Origin of the sequence: Leptolyngbya sp. NK1-12, from assembly GCF_032598965.1 — a bacterium.
Lineage (GTDB): Bacteria > Cyanobacteriota > Cyanobacteriia > Elainellales > Elainellaceae > Elainella.
In genome coordinates this window covers 6,085,062-6,102,811 of record NZ_CP053586.1, presented here as the reverse complement: position 1 = coordinate 6,102,811, position 17,750 = coordinate 6,085,062, and the positions used below count along the sequence as shown (strand labels likewise).

Here is a 17,750-nt window from a genome sequence, read left to right as displayed (position 1 = left end):
AACATCATGGGTTTATTTGACAAGGTTTTTGGAGTGCAAAGCCAGGTGCAGGAAACCTTTAACCCAGCGGAAGCATTTGCCGCTATCTGCCTATCGGCGATTGCTTCGGATGGCTATTTGGCCGACGAAGAACTAGATGGCTTAATCAATTCAATCAACCGGATGCAGTTATTCAAAAGCTATCCACGCGATGTGATGCGCCGTATGTTCGACAAACTATTTGGAATTCTACGGCGGCAGGGAGCCGATGCCTTGTTCAACGGTGCCAAGGGTTCGTTGCCGTTTGAGCTACGAGAATCTGCTTTTGCCGTCGCAACTGACTTAATTTTGGCCGATGGCGTGGTGACTGAGCAGGAACAGGATTTCTTAAACCAGCTCTATCGCGCGCTAGAAATCAACGAGACATTGGCCCTAAAAATTGTGGAAGTGATGATGATTAAGAATCGAGGTTAATTGAGTTAAGCGAGATTAATAGGAGGTCTGGGGGCAGGAGGCAGAAGTAGGGTCCGCCGCAAGATAACAGTCAGTGGATTCTCAACCAGTGGATTCTCAACGGACACCCTCATCATGAAGTTAAGAGCCATTCTGGTTTTAGCTCCTGGCTCCTAACTCCTGACTCCTGACTCCCGTCGGCTGACGCTCTGGGAAGCCTGACTCCTATCTTCGCTTGTGAGCCAGCCCATCCCGCGCTATGGTTTGTTATGAACAGTGTTGATTGATACTGAAATTAATTGATGCTGGGTTTGGTGCTAGATAGTCGCTAGAGGGCTAACTGCTATGGTTTGCAATCGTCGTCAGTTTCTTTCACTGCTGGGTGCAACAACAGGTGCCGCGGTGCTGGGTGTGATCGGGTTGAGGCCGGAGGGTGCCAGTGCGGCTGGGTTGGCTGGGCTATTTGGCACCAAAGTAGCGCAGGGGGATACCTTTACGCTGCCGCCGCTTCCTTACGATTACAACGCCCTCGAGCCGTACATTGATGCAGAGACAATGCAGTTCCACCATGACAAGCATCATGCGGCCTATGTAAAGAACCTGAATGCAGCCGTCAATCAATACCCTGACCTGAAGCTGCTGACTGCCGAAGAACTCATGCGTCAAATCAATACCGTTCCCGAAGCGATTCGCCAAACCGTGATCAATAACGGCGGCGGCCATGTCAATCACTCGATGTTCTGGGAAATTATGAGTCCAAATGGCGGCGGTGAACCGACTGGACCTGTGGCGGCGGCAATTGCAGAGACCTTTGGCAGCTTTGATGCCTTCAAAAAAGCGTTTAATGAAGCCGGAACAAAACGCTTTGGTAGCGGTTGGTCCTGGTTGGTGATGATGCCCGACGGCAGGCTACAAGTTACCAGTACCGCTAATCAGGACAGCCCACTCATGCAGGGGCTTTATCCGGTTATGGGCAATGATGTCTGGGAGCATGCCTACTACCTGAAGTACCGCAACAAACGCGATGAGTATCTCAATGCCTGGTGGAATGTAGTCAACTGGGAGGAAGTAAACCGGCGGTATGAACAGGCCATCACTGCTTGAGCTAGAGTAGAGACTAGTAGGAGCAAAGCCTTCACTGCTTTTACCTGCGTTTTAGCAGGTATTTTGGATACTTAGCCCTAAAATTACAGAACAAATTTATACGCCTACATTCCCTTATGCTTGAAGCTCTCGAAATTAAGCGCGAAGTTGAAGAATTGACGAGTCGCCTGGGGAAAACCCAGGACTATCTTTGACGTACCGGCCCTGACTGCCAAGATTCAAGATCTAGAGCAAATTGCCGCTCAGCCCGACTTCTGGGATAACCAAACCAAGGCTCAGCAAACGCTGCAAGAGCTGAACGACTTGAAATCCCACTTGGAGCAAATCGATCGCTGGCAGTCGAGCTTAGACGATACAAAAGCGATTTTGGAACTGCTGGAACTGGAAGCGGACGAAGCCCTGCTGCAAGAAGCCCAAACTAACGTCAATCTCCTAAGCCGAGAACTCGATCAGTGGGAGCTACAGCAGCTTCTGTCTGGTCCCTACGATCAGCATGGCGCGGTTGTCACGATTACGGCAGGGGCGGGCGGTACTGATGCTCAGGATTGGGCTGAAATGCTGCTGCGGATGTATACCCGCTGGGCCGAGGCGCATCGCTACAAAGTGCACCTATCTGACTTGTCGGAAGGCGATGAGGCTGGAATTAAATCGGCCACGCTGGAAGTGGAAGGCAAATATGCCTATGGCTATCTCAAAGTCGAAAAGGGCACCCATCGTCTGGTCCGCATTTCTCCCTTTAATGCCAACGGCAAGCGGCAAACTAGCTTTGCGGGCATAGAGGTGATGCCAATCTTGGATGAATCAATCGAGCTAGAGATTCCCGATAAGGATCTTGAGATCACCACTACCCGTTCTGGCGGTAAAGGTGGGCAAAACGTCAACAAGGTGGAAACAGCGGTTCTAGTGAAACACCTGCCTACGGGCATCATGGTGCGCTGCACCGAAGAACGCTCCCAGTTGCAAAACAAAGAGAAAGCCCTAGCTCGCCTGAAAGCCAAACTGCTGGTGATTGCGCAAGAGCAACGCGCCAAAGAAATTGCCGATATCCGGGGCGACATCGTAGAAGCAGCTTGGGGCAACCAGATCCGCAACTATGTGTTCCATCCCTACCAGCTCGTCAAGGATCTGCGTACTGGCACCGAGACTACTGCTATTACCGATGTGATGAACGGCGATCTAGATCAATTTATTGAAAGCTGTTTGCGTCAGGAGAATCAGCTTGTAGAGAGCAGCAGCGTTTAAGTATTGGCTTAAACTCCACCTAAAACTCAAAAAACTTAAATCACACTCGATGATTTGCTCTCGATGATTTGCTCTCGAGCTGCGGCTTGACGAAGGCGGCTGAGGGCAATTTCTTTATGGGAGTGTGTTCAATTGTTACAGTGAAAGTAGCTTAAACTTAAATTTGTGTGAACTGAATGAGTTCAAATTCTGCTATGAGTCAATCGTCACCGATTCCAGAATCCTCTGCCCCGCCCACAGCAAATGCACCCACGGCTCCTAGCCGGCCTCCCAGTTTTGTCAAGTTGGCGATGCGCAACATGGTCCGCAAGCGCGGCAAGTCGCTGTATCATTTCAGCTTGACCGTAGTCGGATTGCTAACCGTTTTGGTGGGTCTAGCCTACCTGACGCGCTGAGGGAGTCGCTGCATGGCAACCGGCCCGATACAAGTCGAAGTCTATGTCGAGGATTATTTCTTTGGCGATGGGGCAGCGAGTGATGGACAGAATTCCATCGAGATTGTCCAAACTCTGGCCAAAGAGGCAGGCGAAACTGCTCCAGCCCCACCGATTGAATTGGCTACATGGGACAGCTGGTTCCGGTCGTGGTTAGAGGCGCTGCAACCCGATTTGGCCAGCGAACAAGCCTATGAGCTGAGCTTGCGGTTAACCGATGATGCGGAAATCCAACAGCTCAATGCTCAGTACCGCCAGAAAGACCAGCCTACTGATGTGTTAGCTTTTGCAGCCCTAGAAACAGAGCTGCCGCTGCCAGCAGTTGCCCAGACAGAACCTCTGTATTTAGGCGACATTGTGATTTCGGTAGAAACGGCGCAAGCGCAAGCCCAACAGCAGGGTCATTCGTTAGAGCAAGAGTTGGCTTGGCTCGCAGCTCATGCGTTGCTACATCTACTGGGGTGGGATCATCCGGATGAAACCAGTCTGCGCCGCATGTTACAACAGCAGGAGTTTTTGCTACAGACGATCGGCCTCAGCAGCGGATATTATCAAGAGGAATTGCTAGCTTAGCCGTTGGTGGCTGCAAAACTAGCCTTAGAATCGGACTAATTGCCCACTTAGCGTTTCTATTTTCTGTTGATAAACTTTCAATGAATTCGTTTCTAGCTGTGGCAACATTACTTTAGTCTGGACTAGTCCACCTTTAGTCCGTGAGTCCCCGATGATGAGTATCCCGCTTTCTTCACCTGTTCGCTTTGTTGGCTAACGAGTACGACTCATGACCCAAGAACTCTCAACCGAGACTCCGCCGCTCCGCCCTGTTGCGCCTCCCAATTCGCCAAACCGAACCTTGTCATGGCGCGTTGCCTCCAACTTATTTGTGAGCTTCAGATATGCCTGGACGGGCGTTAGTTACACCTTTCAGACGCAGCGCAACTTTCGAATTCATGTCGTGGTGGGTCTGGTGGCGATTGGGTTAAGTATCTTTTTGCATCTGAGTCGGGTAGAAATTGCCATTATTGGCTTAACTACGGGGGCTGTCCTGACGATGGAACTGCTGAACACCGCGCTTGAGTCAGTTGTAGACCTGACGGTGCGTCAGACTTATCATGAGCTTGCCAAAATTGCTAAAGACTGTGCCGCCGGAGCCGTGCTGATTTCTGCCTTGGCAGCGGTCTTAGTTGCGGGTTCTTTACTGCTGCCACCCTTGATTCAAACAGTTTTGAGTTTTAAGTTTTGAGTTTTGAGTTGAAACAGCGGGGAGTAATAGTTTTGAGTTTTGAGTTTTGAATTTTAAGTTTTGAGTTGAAACAGTCGAAACCGTGGATTTAGAAGCACTTAAACATCTGAACTGACAAATCTCAAGGCTCATAATTTCTAATTCAAAACTTCTTCAACCCCTAACTCAAAACTCAAAACTCAAAACTTGTTGAACCCCCTAACTCAAAACTCAAAACTCAAAACTCAAAACTCAAAACTCAAAACTCAAAACTCAAAACTTAAGCAAAACTTAAGCAAAACTTTTGCAATGATTCTCGTCATCGATAACTACGATAGCTTTACCTACAACCTAGTGCAGTACTTGGGTGAATTGGGTCAGGAAATCCCGATTGCGGCTGAGGTGCAGGTTTACCGTAACGACAAGATTACGTTAGAGGAAATTCGGCGGTTGCAGCCGGATGCGATTGTGATTTCGCCGGGGCCGGGGCGTCCGGAGGATTCGGGGGTGTCGCTGGCGGTGATTGAGCAACTCGGACCGACTGTGCCGGTGTTAGGCGTCTGCTTGGGGCATCAGGCGATCGGTCAGGTGTTTGGCGGCAAAATTACGAGCGCCTCTGAGCTGATGCATGGCAAAACCTCTCCGGTGCAGCACACTAGTGCTGGGGTCTTTGCTGGCTTGGAGAGTCCGCTGACGGCCACCCGCTACCACAGTTTGGTAATTGACCGCGACACTTGCCCCGACATTCTGGAAATTACCGCCTGGGTGGAAGATGGCACGATTATGGGTGTGCGGCATCGAGATTATCCCCACATTCAGGGCGTTCAATTCCATCCAGAAAGCGTACTGACGCAGTCGGGCAAACAGCTTTTAAGAAACTTTCTGTTGGAAGTCAGCCAACGACGTTAGCAAGAACTAGACAGCTAAGTAATTCAACTTAATTAAAACCAAGGAGGTGTTTTGCTGCCCGAAGGGCAGCGACAACACCTCCTTGGTTTCTATGTTTAATTATGTTTTTATCGAATTCCAGAAGACCTAGATTTAGTGCTGTGCATTCTGCTTCAGCAGGCTACTCATCCAGCCATGACACAGGATGCAGGCGTCTAAGCTGACTGCTCACCCACCAAAGAGAATTTTCATCGCTGAATGCCCGCAGACAGGGTAGAGTTTTTTGTTGATGGTGAATTTGTCTGGCCGCGGGAATCAGACCGGAGCAAACAGCCTCGTCTTCGTGGGAGGATGTGACAATTCGGCAGGATTCTGGCACTTTCGCGGGCTGGAAATCGACAACTATCGGGTAGGGTTTACCTATCACGTGATTCGGCCAGATCTGAACCAGTTTCCAACGGGTGCTCGAATGAATCAGTGCTCGAATGGTTTCAAGACTTCTGGATTGGCATGGTAATAATTCCTGATCAAACATTCCAGATTGCCTTGGCTGAAGGCAAAGCGTGAAATTCAATCAAAAGGATGTGAGGAGACGATGAAACGACGGCAGTTTGTACAATACACAGGGGCAGGCTTATTGGCGGGTTTAGGGTTGAGCTTGGTGGATCGGCTGCCGGCTCAGGCCCAATCGGGAGCGGTCAGCATTCAATATCTGGGCCATACCTGCTTTTTGTTCACGGGCGATGGACGGCGGATTCTGGTCAACCCCTTTCGTCCGGTTGGCTGTACCGCGGGCTATTCTGCGCCTCAGGTTGGAGCCGATTTGGTGATGATTAGCAGCCGCTTGCTGGACGAAGGAGCCGTCGAAGGGCTGCCGGGAAATCCGCGAATTTTGTTTGAACCAGGCGTGTATGACGTGAATGGGCTACAGGTGAACGGCATCGCCATGGATCACGATGATGTCGGCGGACGGCGGTTTGGCACCAACGTGGCCTGGAGATGGGTGCAGGGTGGCGTGAATATCCTGCATTTGGGCGGCGCGGCGGCTCCGATCACGACTGAGCAGCAGATTTTAATGGGGCGTCCGGATGTGCTGTTGGTTCCCGTCGGCAATGGTCCCAAAGCCTTTACGCCCGAAGAAGCCCAAGCCGCGATTCAGTTGCTCAATCCTAAACTGGTGATTCCCACCCACTTCCGCACAGCCGCTGCTGATGCTGCAACTTGCGATATTCTGCCAATCGATAACTTTCTGGCCTTGATGGGCGGTACTCCGGTGCAGCAGGTAGGCAATTCGATCAGCGTTGCTCCGGGCGATTTACCAGGCAGCACCCAGATTCGCGTCATGAGCTATGCCTGATCGGTGCTGACGAGTGGATGGCTGAGCATCAGGGTCCGAGGATGTTCAGTTCCATTTCAACAATCTGGAGTGGTGTATTTGCAGCAGAGAGGACTTTTTGCTGTCCCGTCGGGCGAAACCCAGCGTTTTGATATAAATGGATGGCCGCAGGATTAGCAACGGGTGCCCATAGGCCCAGATGAGTTAGCCCTTGCTCGGCAGCCCAAGCTAAAACCGCTTCAAGTAAAGTTTGTCCGATTCCCTGCCGGCGATACGCGGGCGCAACCCACATGCCGCCAATTCTGCCAGCCTGCTCGCGTTCCCGATCCAGCAACCCATACACGCATCCCTGAATTGTGTCGCTGTTGTAAGCCAGAAACATGACATGGGAGCCGGTTGTAACGGATTCGGTCAGCGCTTCCCAATAGGCGATCGGTTTTGCTTCCGCTTCTGCCAGGGTTTCACCAAACGAATTGGGCGAGTCGTGCAGGGCACGCAAACGGATTTCCCGATGTAGGTTAATTTCGTGGGGTTCTAAACGGCGAATCGGCATAGCCTTATTTTGAGCTTGGAAGAATTTTAGACTAATCCTCCTGAAGGTTTGTTTTCATCTGGGTAATCTTTATGAGGCAAAAGGTTTCTGAGCCAGACTCAATCCTGCAATTGGGCTGCGCTCAGCAACTTCCCATGCCAATTGATTCCCATAGGATAGTTTTTGAGGACAACGATGGACTTTTCTACCTTCCACTCGCATTAGCCTGTTCAGCTAATGGTCAGTTCATGGACTGCTAGGCTGATCGACTGACAAAAACTGGATCTGGCGATTAAAATCCGCCTACGCAGGTTACTCAACTTCGGATGCAAAAGAGCGGGGTAGACAAAGCTACCTCGCTTTCGTGGATATAAACGGGGTGCAGGGGTGAAACCCTTGCGTGGAGGCACTGCCCCCTCACCCCCTGTTCACAACCTGTTTGTGAAAGTTGTAGTTAACAATTATTCCTCTGGGTTCAGAGATAGCATTAGCTGATGCAATTTACTCTCGGTAGACTTCTCTTCGATGCTTGCATTGCAAGAGTTGAATTGTCCTGTTTTGATCATCAATCTCATATCGAACTCGATAGTCACCAACTCGAATTCGGTACTCATTGTCAGTGCCTTTGAGCTTAACGACGCCAGATGGACGCGGTTCTTCTAGTAAGTGCTGGAGCTTCTCAATCACCCGATCGTAAACATCACCTGGCAAAGCATTGATTTGTTTTTGCACTGCTTTAGAAATGACGATTTTGTAGCTCATGATGATAGCTGCGATCGACCGGCAAGATAATCTTCTAAAGTTTGATACTCACCGGCCTCATACTCTGCACGGACAGCTTGAATTTCTGCAATCGTTTCGGCATCATCTTCGTATAATGCTTCCTCTGCCTCGAAGATTTTCTGCTCCAAAATTTCTAGAATTTGGCGCTGTTCAGTCAAACTTAAAGAAGACAGCGCTTCAATCAATGATTCAAATGAAATTTGTACTTTAACCGTTGCTGCCATTGTGTTCCTCCTCTGGTTTTTGCTTAAGTGCTTCACATTCTTTTGTGCTTGCCTAGAGCTTGATAGCGTCGGTTTAGCCAAATTAATTTCTAATTAATTAGAGATCAAGCAATTCTGGAGCAATTCCTAGCGCCTCTAGTTGGCTTGGATCGAGCCTTCGCAATTTTTCTACCAACTGCTGCCGCTTTTGTTTCTCTGCTTCGGCTCGCTGTCGTTCTTGTTCGGCACGTTCGTCACCCGTGAGCAGCAAATTTCCTTGCCGATCCCACCAGCGCAACCAGGGTAGTTCGATGTTTTGGTAGCGGCCCTGCCAGAGGCCCAATTCTACTCCCATCGGCGGAATCGGATACCGTCCCTCAGGGTTGGGCGTCATGCGCTGATAGGTGTTGTCTAGCAGATGGTAGACCTCGACTTGCGCGTTTTCGGCTTCGTAGATGGCATAGTAGGGCACACGGATGGCCTGTTCATAGACCCAAAATTTACCGACTCGATTGGTTCCCTGGGCCGGAGGCGTTCGGTCGCGTTCTTCTGAACCATCGCCAGAGACAAATTCAATCACAATCAGGGGAGCCACATACTCTTGCCAAAGCACATAAGAGCGACGAGGTTGTCCGTCTAGCGTGGGTGGCACATTCGGGACATAGAACCAATCTGGAGCTACAGCTCCGCGCTCAGGGGGATCGGTCAACCGCCAGTAGATGCCAGAATCTTGGCCGATGCAGAACTGACCGTCAGGATGGAGAGCCTGTAGCGTAGGATAGATAGAATCAGTCAGTAAGACACTCTCAGGGTGCTCTTGAAAGTTTTTCACAAACGTTCCATCCGACTCTGGTAGCTGGGTGTGATCGGGTAGAGTCAGCCCAAGAGGCGAAACTGGCACAGTCGAAGTCATGCTCTCACTCCAATGCGCTTGGCTCCATGCTTGGCTCTATTGTAGGTTGGATACATGAGATAGTTTTGAGTGTTGAGTTTTGAGTGTTGAGTTTATGAATTAGTAGGTTGGATACATAAGATAGTTTTGAGTGTTGAGTTTATGAATAGGGTAGGGCGGCCTTGACATTGCTTTTCACGAATGCTGCTTCAAGCTCTAAAGCCGATCACTCGCTTTCCCGATTCAAAACTCAAAATTCAAAACTCAAAACTCAAACTCCTCCCCCTCCCCCAACTCAAAACTCAAAACTCAAAACTCAAAACTCAAACTCCTCCCCCCTTCTTCTTGAGCAACCTATGCAAACCGAGTATGCCCAGCGTCGTGAACAGTTGATGGCCAAACTTGGCAAAGGCACCGCTATTTTTCGCAGTGCGCCGATGGCGGTGATGCACAATGATGTCGAGTACAACTTTCGGCAAGACAGCGATTTTTTCTATCTGACTGGGTTTAACGAGCCGGAAGCCGTGGCGGTGCTGGCTCCCCACCATGAAGAGCACAAGTTTGTGTTGTTTGTGCAGCCAAAGGATTTGGAGAAAGAAACCTGGACCGGCTATCGGGTGGGGGTTGAGGCGGCGAAAGAGCGATTTGGGGCAGATGAGGTCTATCCGATCAACGAACTGGACGAAAAGCTGCCTCAGTATCTAGAGAAAGCCGACCGCATCTATTACCGCCTCGGACGCGACCGGGCCTTCAACGACACGGTGCTGCGGCATTGGCAAAAGCTGTTGGCGACCTATCCCAAGAAGGGGTACGGTCCGATTGCGCTAGAAGATCCGGCTCCGGTGCTGCATCCCATGCGCCAAATTAAAAGCGCTGCCGAACTAGAGCTGATGCAAACAGCGGCCCAAATCGCGGTAGATGCCCACAACCATGCCCGCCAGTTTGCCCGACCGGGTCAGTATGAATATGAAGTGCAGGCCGAAATGGAGCATATCTTTCGTAAACGGGGCGCAATGGGACCGGCCTATCCCTCGATTGTGGCCTCCGGAGCGAATGCTTGCGTGCTGCACTACACCGAAAATACGCGCCAAATGCAGGCGGGCGATCTGCTGCTGATCGATGCGGGTTGCGCCTACGACTACTACAATTCCGACATTACCCGCACCTTTCCGATTAGCGGCAAGTTCACGCCCGAACAAAAGGCGATCTACGAAATTGTTCTAACGGCCCAACTCCAAGCGATTGCCCAAGTACAGCCGGGAAATCCCTATCAGCAAATTCACGATACGGCAGTGCGGGTGATCGTGGAAGGACTGATGGATTTGGGGCTACTGCAAGGCGATATCGAAGAAATTATCAAAGAAGAGAAGTACAAACCTTTCTATATGCACCGCACCGGGCACTGGCTCGGCCTGGATGTGCATGATGTCGGCGTCTATCAGCATGGCGAAACGCCCCATAACTTAGCGCCAGGGCAGGTTTTGACGGTAGAACCCGGCATCTATATTTCGCCCTACATCAAGCCGGTGGAAGGTCAGCCTGAGGTAGACCCCAAGTGGCACGGCATCGGGATTCGCATCGAAGATGATGTGCTGGTGACGCCGGATGGTTGCGAGATTTTAACGGCAGGGGTGCCGAAGGCGATCGACGAATTGGAGCGTTAGAAAGCAAAAAAGCAAGCGGGATAAAACTCACTGCTTGCTTTCTTTAAAGTTAATTAGTCGAACCAAATTCCTTTAAACTTGAGCTATTCAGGCTTGTGCTCGACCGAACGCCCTGGGAGCGACTAATAGCGACGACCACCGCGGCTGAAGCTATCTCCACTCCGGCTGAAGCTGTCGCGGGTTCCGTTTGCAGGCCGTTCTCCCTTGGGTCTGGCTTTGCTGACGCGCAGATCGCGCCCCATCCACTCTGCACCGTCCAACGCTTCGATGGCGGCAGACTCATCAGTGGCAGATTCCATTTCGACAAACGCAAAGCCGCGCATCCGTCCCGTTTCACGATCGGTCGGAAGGGTAACGCTCTTGACGCTGCCATATTCTGCAAAAACCTGGGTCAGGTCTTCTTCACTGACAGAGTAGGATAGATTTCCAACGTAAATTGACATGGCGTGTCTCCAGAATTTGAAAAATGCAGAGGTTGAAATTCGGAGAGACGCTCACCAGTTAATGAAAACGACTTAGACATCCGAAATTAACGCTCGCTGACTTCTTCATCATAACTGCGGACTTGCCCAAAGACAGCAGTAGATTTGACAAGAAATCCTAAAAAAAGATGACATCTGACCAACGCTTCAAGCCTTACACTACGCCGAATAGCGGTTGTTTCGCGGTGCCGCATCAGTTAACAAACATTCAAGATCGCTAAGCGATGACGATAGGTCTGTTATGGCTCCTCTTAACCAAGTTTTAACCATCCACTAAATGCCCATCTTCCATCGTGATAATTCGATCGGCCAAATCGAGAATCCGGTTGTCATGGGTGACGAGTAGAATCGTGCAACCCTGTTCTTTCGCTAGTTTTTCCAGTATTTCAACTACATCCCGTCCTGATTTTTTATCGAGGGCAGCGGTGGGTTCGTCGGCCAGGATGATTTGGGGTTGGCTCACGAGGGCACGAGCAATGGCGACTCGCTGTTTTTGTCCGCCCGACAGTGCTTCAGGATAGTAGTGCAACCGCTCAGCCAAACCAACTGCGGTCAACATATCTGTAATGCGAGTATTGGCCTCTAGCGCACTGACGTGCTGTATTTCTAATGCCATTTCCACATTTTGATAGGCGGTGAGAAAGTTCAGGAGATTGTGGGCTTGGAAAATATATCCAATCTTGCGGCGCGTCAGCGTTAATTGCTCTCGATTGGCATTCAGCAATTCATCTCCCAGAATCTTCAAACTGCCGGACTGAACTGAACGTAACCCGCCAATCAAGGTTAGCAACGTTGTTTTGCCGGAGCCGGAAGGACCTGTTAGCAGCACAATTTCACCACGTTGAATCTGTAAATTGATATCAGTCAATACCTGTTTCCGCAGTGAACCATGACCATAGTAGTGATTTAAATTGAGGATGGCAATGGCATTACCTGAAGTAGACAGATTAGTAGGTGATAAAGAAGATATTGTGTGAATCATCATCAACCTCTAAAAAATATCAGCTGGATCGGCTTGCTGTAATTTGCGTACCGCCATTGACGCTGCAACCGAACACATCAAAGCAGTGAGCACAAAAACAAATACAACTCGTCCTGCATTCATCGCCATTGGCAATAAGGTGGCGACATGGGTGATCTGATAAAGTCCTAGCGCAATTGCGGTGCCTGGAATAAATCCCAGCGCTGCCAGAATCAGCGATTCCTGAAATACAACTACTAATAAATAGCGATCGCGGAATCCGATTGCTTTCAGCGTGGCATATTCTGGTAGATGATCAGTCACATCACTGTAGAGAATTTGGTAAACAATCACGGCTCCTACGATAAAGGCAATCACCACTCCCAAATCGAACGTGTAGCCAACCGGGGTACTGGCATTCCAAAAGGCGACTTCGGCTTTGGCGTAATCTGCTTTAGTCATGACTCTGACATCGTTTGGTAAGCGCGATTGCAATCTGGCTAGCACGGTTTCTACATCGGCATTAGGCTGAAGCTTGATCACGCCAACATCAATTAATCCACCCTGCCGAAATCGAGCCAGACGCAGAAAATTCAAATCGCTGGTAATCAAATAGGCATTGATCCCAAACGTAGGACTGAGTTGAAACAAACCTCGAATTTGAACTTGTCGTTGATTCACTTCGGTAGAAATCACTTCTCCGGCTTGAAACCGTCGGGCAATCGGACCAAATTCGGTTCGGGAACCTCTGTTGAACAAGGCTGTATCGGGGTCGCGTAGTCGCTGCTGGTTTGCCTGCACGTCCGGTAAATTCATGACCTGATCGTCTGGTTGAATGCCAATCACAAAAATGTCCCAGATTTCTTTGTTATCTGGATTGCGCCACTGCATGAAATTGAGATAGATCGGGCTAACCGACTCCACGCCTGTCACTCCGGCAGCTTGGTACAGGCGACGTTCTGTAAAGCGATCCAGCGAAATCAATGAGCGATAGCGGCTGCTCAGCATCACAATTTCGCCATTCAAACTATGGTGAAACTCTACCGCACTACTGAACAACGCCCCCCGAAATCCCATTTGCAAAAACATCAGCACGTCTGCAAAGCTGATCCCGGCAATCGCCACCAGTAATCTGACCCGTTCCTTGCGTAACTGCAGCCAGGAGAGAAACAGCGGCGGTTTGCGCTTAATGCGGTTTGGAGCACCTTTAGAGTTTTGAGCATGGTTTAAATTAGAATCACGATTGGCAGATAGATTTGCCATTTTGACCTCAGTGATGAATGAAACGGTGATTGAGCAGTATCCATAATGAACTATTTAACAGAACATAAAGTTTGAAGATCAAGACTGAACATTAATTTCTACCTGAACACTCAAGTTCGTCAATCCGGCAACCCGACGACTGGAGGACGGATCTAGCCGCACCTTCACTTCTACAACGCGAGCATCAAACTGAGCGGCTGGATCAGTGTCGAGCACATCCTGTTTATTGATCTCTAATCCGACTTCCACAACTCTGCCCTGCAACCGATCGGGAAAGGCATGATTTTTGCTGATTACAATAGCCGACTGCCCCACCCGGACTCGGCTCACATCCACCTCATAAACTTCAGCAACAGCCACCATCTGCTGCGTTTGGCCCAGGCTAATAATTCCTTGTTCACCGACTAACTCACCTGGGCGCGTATGGATTTTGAGCACCTGCCCGTCCTGGGGTGAACGCACAACAGCCAGATCCAAGTCGGCTTTGGCCCGTGCCCAATTCGCCTGTGCTTGCCCTACTTCCGACCGGGCTACCTCCACATCAATCGGGCGCACTTCGGCAATCTGAGCTAGAGTAGCTCTGGCTTCGGCAATTTGCATCTGGCGGGACTGACGGATCCGCGCTAACTCGGCTTGGGCTTCGTTTAAGCGTTGTTGGATAGTGTCTGCGGTTAGCTGCTTTTGATCCCGCAAGGAGGCAGAAACAGCTCCCTCGATTTGCAGGTATTGGTGGCGCTGGTTTTCCAGTGTTGCATTGTCGAGTTCAGCTTCTATGCGGCTGATAGTAGCCAGTTGGGCAGCGGTTTCGGTTTGCAATTCGGCTTGCAGCCTCTCTACGACTCGCTGCTGAGCCTGAATTTGCCCCTGTTTGGCTCCAGCCTCCACCTGCTTTAGGCGGGCCAGCGCAACCTCGACTTGTTGTTCGGCTTCTTGCAGGCTGGCCTGACGGCGAGCGTAGGTATCCAGAATGGCAATTACCTCTCCCTGACGCACCTGCTGACCGTGATTCACCTTCAACGTTTCCACTCTGGCTCCATCCAGGGAAGTGGGCGCAAAGACCTGGATTACCTCCCCTTCTGGCTCCAAGCGTCCCAGTGCTGATACGGCTTCTACCGCAGGCACGGCTGCTGTTACTGTCGGTTGAGCAGGGCGATGCAGCACTCCCCAATAAACCATCCCAACACCCAGCAGGCACACCCCACCCACCACTCCCACTACTGAAACTGGCCGCGACAATTGCCCAATGGCTTGCTTGATTGTTGACATAGGTGTAGCCGGGACATCGCCGGCGCAATAATCTACTTCTTGTATTCAAAAAATTGAATACAAAAACTAAGGTATACTCAAAGAACTAATTCGTCAAGCAGTTGGTGAGAACCTACCGCAGACGCCAATCCCTCTACCCCTCCACCCTCTACCCCTCCACCCTCTACCCCTCCACCCTCTACCCCTCCACCCTCCACCCTCCACCCTCCACCCTCTATGGCACTCAAGCACACAATTCTGGCATTTCTGTCTCGTCAGCCCCTCAGCGGTTATGAGGTGGCAAAGGAGTTTGCCGAAGGCTTTGGCAGTTGCTTTTGGAAGGCGAGCCAGCAGCAGGTATATGCCGAACTCACCAAGCTAGAGCAACAGGGCAACGTCACCTATGAAGCGATTCCCCAGCCAGGACGATTGGACAAAAAAATCTATTCGATTACCGAACAAGGCCAGCAGGAACTGATCGATTGGTTGATGCAGCCCTCCGAACCTGCCGCGATCCGGGAAGATCTGGGTGTCATGGGGCTAGCCGGACATCTGGTGCCTGTACCAGCGGTGATTCGCGAAATCGAACGCCGCCGCCAGTTCCACGCTGAAATGCTGCAACAAGTTCAAGCCTTAGATGAACCGTTTGCCCAAAATTTAGCAACGCTGGAGTTGAAGGATCTGTATATGCATTTGATTATTCGCCGCGCCATTCGCTATCAAGAAAGTTGGGTGGCTTGGTGCGATGAGGCTTTGGCAGCGATTCAGGCTTCACCCGGCATAGACGACGACCGGGACGCGCTTAAAGGCCGGAGTACCTGAGCGTTTGTCGATTCTGGCTTTGAAGATAACATTCACTTCAGGATAAAACATCAGAGCTGAGGCAGGACGCACCGAACCGAGGATAATTTCGACGTTTTCTAGTTTGCCAGCATCGCCCTGGACTGTTACCTGCTGGTGTTCGCGAAATCCCGCTCGTTCTACATCATCTGCATGCATCAAAATACAGTTGCGGTGAGGCATGCCGCGATAGCGATCGCCCGGTTTGTAAACCACGGTGTTGTGCTGCGAGTAGCTGCGTCCGGTTATCAAGGTTAGCACTAGGCTGGGAATAGATTCGGGTATGCCAAAATCGGCAGCACTGGGTAGCTGAAGCTGCGGCAGAGGAGTGACAAACATTTTGGCTTTGCCGGAAGGAGTGGCAAATTTGGGCTGGGTGAAAATGCGTCCGCCGATCGTGAATTCCTCTTTGGTTTGATCGATACTCCCGATCTTCTCGTAGCCGGGAATGGTTTGGGCAATCAGTTGACGAATATACTGAGTATCTTGCAGTCTACGCCAATTCACAGGATAATCCCCCAGCAACCGATGTGCCAGTTCGGTCAAAAATTCGACTTCTGAGATCAAGTCAGCATTGGTTAAGTGGGTTTTACCTTCGTCGTTCAGCCGCACGAAGTTGTTGCCGGATTCGGTGGTGGTTTTGTGGGGATTCTCGAAGCGGTTGAAGACTGGAATGATAATCGTATTTTGCTGAGCCAGGCCGTGAAAATGGCCCAAGTTTGGCTTGGTGGCGAGATAGATGATGGTATTGATTTTACCGAGGGCGCGTTTAGCCTGAGTTGAATCTGGATTGGCAGCGTACAGATTACCACCCACACAAATCAAGGTATCGATCTGACCGGCGTCGGCAGCTTCGATCAGGGCGCGAGTATCGTATCCCGGTACACGGCTAAGCGAGCGTCCCAACAATCTTTCTAGCGCCTCCTGAATTTCTTGCTTCAGCCGGTCAGTGACGACCACACCCATCGAGCCAAACCCCTGTACGTTAGAATGGCCTCGAATCGGCATCGTGCCGGCTCCTGCCTTACCGGCATTCCCAGTCAGCAGCGCTGTGTTGGCAATACTATAAACATTATCAACTCCGTTATCATGCTGAGTTATACCCATTGCCCAGGCAAATACAACGCCCTTTGATGTACCGATAATTTCAGCCGCCGCTTTAATTTCTGTTTGAGATACACCGCAGGTTGAGATAATCGCATCCCAATTTGTATTCTTCGCTTGTTCTAGAACATCCTGCCAATTTTCGGTATATGCTTGTAGATAGTCTTCTCGCACCAAGCCTTTTTCGAGCAGCGCTTTTTGGATGCCGACAAACAGAGCCACATCGCTGCCGGGAGCAAGCTGAAGGTAGAGGGAGGCAATCTCAGATCCAGTCAAGAGCGACTTAATTGGAAAAGCAGGCGAGGCAAACTTAACCAAACCGACTTCGACCACTGGATTCACCACAATTACCTTGCCGCCGCGTTCCCGCAGTTGAATCAACTCGTTCATCAGGCGCGGATGATTGGCGGGCGCATTGGAGCCAATTAGCACTACACAGTCGGCCTTTTTCAGGTTCTCTAAGCTAACCATCGAGGTGCCGGAGCCGAACATTTGCTTCAGTCCTACCGTAGAAGGCGAGTGGCAGAGGTCGGAGCAATCGGCTAGGTTATTAGACCCTAGCGTGCGAATCAATAGTTGCAGCAAAAAGGCAGCTTCGTTCGAGGAACGACCGGAACTGTAGGAGGCGACTCGTTCTGGCGGCTGGCGAAAGGCCGACTCGGCAATCTGGTAGATCTCATCCCAACCGATGCATTCATAGCGGTCACTGCCAGCTCGATGAATCAGCGGTACACTCAGCCGACCGAGACGATCCGCTTCCAAAGAGGTGAGCTGTTGCAATGCGCTGAGCGGGCGCTGCTCAAACACCGACAGGGGAACTGCCGGCTGAATTTCTGCCGAAATGGCTTCCACACTCTTCATGCAGCGCTGGAGTGTTTCGCCCACTTCGTTTGTAAAGCCGCCCTTTTGTCCTCCCGTACCCCAAGCGCAGGACAGACAAGCACTCTTATGCAGCAGGGTTTGCCAGAGTTTGGGACCTTCCGGCGAGAGGGTATGTTCGGCCCAGTACTGAATTACCGGCAGACCGCCGCCCATGTTGGGAGCATTGTCGGTCGTGTCTTCAATGGGTGCAGGAGGTTGATTGTTCAGAGGCTTCTGAGGGTCCATACGGCTGATGCTGCGA

The 17,750-nt window shown here is 50.8% G+C and carries 20 protein-coding genes; 11 read left to right on the top strand and 9 right to left on the bottom strand.

Features of this window, described 5'->3' with window-relative positions; translation table 11 throughout:
* Nucleotides 1–6: 6 nt before the first annotated feature.
* From HJG54_RS26210 to HJG54_RS26170, 9 genes are all read left to right on the top strand, one after another.
* On the top strand, nt 7–453 hold the full coding sequence (locus HJG54_RS26210) for a tellurite resistance TerB family protein (protein WP_316432170.1): 447 nt from the start codon (nt 7–9) through the stop codon (nt 451–453).
* A gap of 324 nt (nt 454–777) precedes the next feature.
* Nucleotides 778–1,536: a superoxide dismutase gene (locus HJG54_RS26205; protein WP_316432169.1), complete on the top strand. Its 759-nt coding sequence runs from the start codon at nt 778–780 to the stop codon at nt 1,534–1,536.
* Nucleotides 1,537–1,652: 116 nt separating this feature from the next.
* A protein-coding gene (gene prfB, locus HJG54_RS26200; protein ID WP_420717294.1) for a peptide chain release factor 2 occupies nt 1,653–2,778 on the top strand; the annotation gives its coding sequence in 2 pieces (ribosomal slippage) (nt 1,653–1,727 and nt 1,729–2,778; 1,125 coding nt in all).
* A 194-nt stretch (nt 2,779–2,972) separates the two neighbouring features.
* Entirely contained in the window at nt 2,973–3,173 is a 201-nt protein-coding gene (locus HJG54_RS26195; protein WP_316432168.1) for a DUF3285 domain-containing protein, read from the top strand.
* 12 nt (nt 3,174–3,185) lie between these two features.
* A complete protein-coding gene (gene ybeY, locus HJG54_RS26190) occupies nt 3,186–3,785 on the top strand; it encodes an rRNA maturation RNase YbeY (protein WP_316432167.1) in 600 nt (199 codons plus the stop codon).
* Nucleotides 3,786–3,993: 208 nt separating this feature from the next.
* The gene (locus HJG54_RS26185; RefSeq protein ID WP_035999255.1) at nt 3,994–4,455 is read left to right on the top strand and encodes a diacylglycerol kinase family protein; all 462 of its coding nucleotides are present in this window, start codon (nt 3,994–3,996) and stop codon (nt 4,453–4,455) included.
* Nucleotides 4,456–4,743: 288 nt separating this feature from the next.
* Nucleotides 4,744–5,343 carry an anthranilate synthase component II gene (locus HJG54_RS26180; RefSeq protein ID WP_316432166.1) on the top strand — a complete coding sequence of 200 codons (600 nt, stop codon included), beginning with the start codon at nt 4,744–4,746 and terminating at the stop codon, nt 5,341–5,343.
* 268 nt (nt 5,344–5,611) lie between these two features.
* Nucleotides 5,612–5,839 carry a hypothetical protein gene (locus HJG54_RS26175; protein ID WP_316432165.1) on the top strand — a complete coding sequence of 76 codons (228 nt, stop codon included), beginning with the start codon at nt 5,612–5,614 and terminating at the stop codon, nt 5,837–5,839.
* A 78-nt stretch (nt 5,840–5,917) separates the two neighbouring features.
* Entirely contained in the window at nt 5,918–6,679 is a 762-nt protein-coding gene (locus tag HJG54_RS26170; RefSeq protein ID WP_316432164.1) for an MBL fold metallo-hydrolase, read from the top strand.
* Nucleotides 6,680–6,707: 28 nt separating this feature from the next.
* On the opposite strand, the gene HJG54_RS26165 is transcribed toward HJG54_RS26170, so the two are convergent.
* From HJG54_RS26165 to HJG54_RS26150, 4 genes are all read right to left on the bottom strand, one after another.
* A complete protein-coding gene (locus tag HJG54_RS26165) occupies nt 6,708–7,211 on the bottom strand; it encodes a GNAT family N-acetyltransferase (protein WP_316432163.1) in 504 nt (167 codons plus the stop codon).
* 480 nt (nt 7,212–7,691) lie between these two features.
* Nucleotides 7,692–7,952: a type II toxin-antitoxin system RelE family toxin gene (locus tag HJG54_RS26160; protein ID WP_316432162.1), complete on the bottom strand. Its 261-nt coding sequence runs from the start codon at nt 7,950–7,952 to the stop codon at nt 7,692–7,694.
* On the bottom strand, nt 7,949–8,197 hold the full coding sequence (locus tag HJG54_RS26155) for a hypothetical protein (RefSeq protein WP_316432161.1): 249 nt from the start codon (nt 8,195–8,197) through the stop codon (nt 7,949–7,951). Before HJG54_RS26155 ends, HJG54_RS26160 begins: the two co-directional genes overlap by 4 nt.
* Before the next feature lie 97 nt (nt 8,198–8,294).
* Nucleotides 8,295–9,089, bottom strand: a complete 795-nt coding sequence (locus tag HJG54_RS26150) for a Uma2 family endonuclease (protein WP_316432160.1) — start codon at nt 9,087–9,089, stop codon at nt 8,295–8,297.
* A 335-nt stretch (nt 9,090–9,424) separates the two neighbouring features.
* Here HJG54_RS26150 and HJG54_RS26145 point away from each other — a divergent pair, with 335 nt between their 5' ends.
* Nucleotides 9,425–10,732, top strand: a complete 1,308-nt coding sequence (locus tag HJG54_RS26145) for an aminopeptidase P N-terminal domain-containing protein (RefSeq protein WP_316432159.1) — start codon at nt 9,425–9,427, stop codon at nt 10,730–10,732.
* A 122-nt stretch (nt 10,733–10,854) separates the two neighbouring features.
* Here the strand turns inward: HJG54_RS26145 and HJG54_RS26140 are convergent, their stop codons facing one another.
* The 4 genes from HJG54_RS26140 to HJG54_RS26125 all read right to left on the bottom strand — a co-directional run bounded on the left by HJG54_RS26140 (nt 10,855) and on the right by HJG54_RS26125 (nt 14,704).
* Nucleotides 10,855–11,175 (bottom strand): RNA recognition motif domain-containing protein, encoded by a 321-nt coding sequence (locus HJG54_RS26140; RefSeq protein WP_316432158.1) that lies wholly within the window; start codon nt 11,173–11,175, stop codon nt 10,855–10,857.
* A gap of 301 nt (nt 11,176–11,476) precedes the next feature.
* Nucleotides 11,477–12,199, bottom strand: a complete 723-nt coding sequence (locus HJG54_RS26135; protein ID WP_316432157.1) for a DevA family ABC transporter ATP-binding protein — start codon at nt 12,197–12,199, stop codon at nt 11,477–11,479.
* A gap of 6 nt (nt 12,200–12,205) precedes the next feature.
* Nucleotides 12,206–13,438, bottom strand: coding sequence for an ABC transporter permease DevC (devC, locus tag HJG54_RS26130; RefSeq protein WP_316432156.1), 1,233 nt, complete (start codon nt 13,436–13,438; stop codon nt 12,206–12,208).
* Nucleotides 13,439–13,516: 78 nt separating this feature from the next.
* Entirely contained in the window at nt 13,517–14,704 is a 1,188-nt protein-coding gene (locus tag HJG54_RS26125; RefSeq protein ID WP_316432155.1) for an ABC exporter membrane fusion protein, read from the bottom strand.
* A gap of 216 nt (nt 14,705–14,920) precedes the next feature.
* On the opposite strand from HJG54_RS26125, the gene HJG54_RS26120 reads away from it, so the two are divergent.
* Nucleotides 14,921–15,505, top strand: a complete 585-nt coding sequence (locus HJG54_RS26120; protein WP_316432154.1) for a PadR family transcriptional regulator — start codon at nt 14,921–14,923, stop codon at nt 15,503–15,505.
* Here HJG54_RS26120 and HJG54_RS26115 read toward each other — a convergent pair.
* Nucleotides 15,455–17,734, bottom strand: a complete 2,280-nt coding sequence (locus tag HJG54_RS26115) for an FdhF/YdeP family oxidoreductase (protein ID WP_316432153.1) — start codon at nt 17,732–17,734, stop codon at nt 15,455–15,457. The genes HJG54_RS26120 and HJG54_RS26115 overlap by 51 nt on opposite strands.
* Nucleotides 17,735–17,750: the final 16 nt, after the last annotated feature.